This is a genomic window from Alkalibacterium psychrotolerans (assembly GCF_054784355.1).
In genome coordinates this window covers 1-784 of record NZ_BAAGPH010000062.1, presented here as the reverse complement: position 1 = coordinate 784, position 784 = coordinate 1, and the positions used below count along the sequence as shown (strand labels likewise).

Annotated in this window: 1 protein-coding gene and 1 pseudogene; both read right to left on the bottom strand. The window is 39.2% G+C overall.

Features of this window, described 5'->3' with window-relative positions:
- Positions 1-95 precede the first annotated feature (95 nt).
- Positions 96-419, bottom strand: a pseudogene (locus tag ACYVLS_RS08880) (group II intron maturase-specific domain-containing protein); the annotation flags it as partial.
- A 29-nt stretch (positions 420-448) separates the two neighbouring features.
- The coding region (locus ACYVLS_RS08875) for a reverse transcriptase domain-containing protein (protein ID WP_460323695.1) at positions 449-784 on the bottom strand (336 nt) is incomplete at its 5' end.

Genomic DNA, 784 nt, shown 5'->3' with positions numbered 1-784 from the left:
ATCGAGTAGGAGACTAGTCATTAATTGACTAGTCGACCTCTCACACCACCGTACGTACGGTTCTCGTATACGGCGGTTCAATAACTTGAATATCTCTAACGTTCATACAGTAGTATTAAATCTTTTAATTTCCACTGTTCGAGCTTCTTATTTGTTATGGCACGATGTAAAGTTTTACTTCGCGAGAGCCTCCAGTAAGCCTTTCGGCTACCAGCCATTTTGAGTGCATCATCGTGTTCTATCCCCAGTTGTTTTAATTTTCTATATCGAGTGGATACTTTCTTCCATCTCTTCCAAATCAATTGTCTTAGCCGATGATTCAACCACGATTTAATTTCAATCATAAAAGATTTCATAAATCCGATTCTATAGTAATTAATCCATCCTACCGTTACACGGTTGATGTCCTTCACTATATCCTTGAAAGAGCCTGGTCGATTGCGACGAGTTAATTTTCTGAGTTTATTTCGGAATTTTTGTTTCGCCGACTTACTAGGTCGGCATCCGACTTTCCCATATTATTATGAATATGGAAACCCAAGAATTTTGATTTGCTTGGAGTAGTGATTTGGCTTTTCTCTTTGTTAACTGTTAAGCGTAATTTGTCCTCGATAAATTCCGTGATATTTTCCATAACCCGTTCGCCCGCTCGTTTACTTTTAACATAGATGACGAAGTCATCTGCGTATCGAGCGAACTTGTGTCCTCTGCGTTCAAGTTCTCTGTCTAGATGATGTAAATAAACATTTGCTAACAGAGGAGATAACGGACCTCCTTGAGGAGT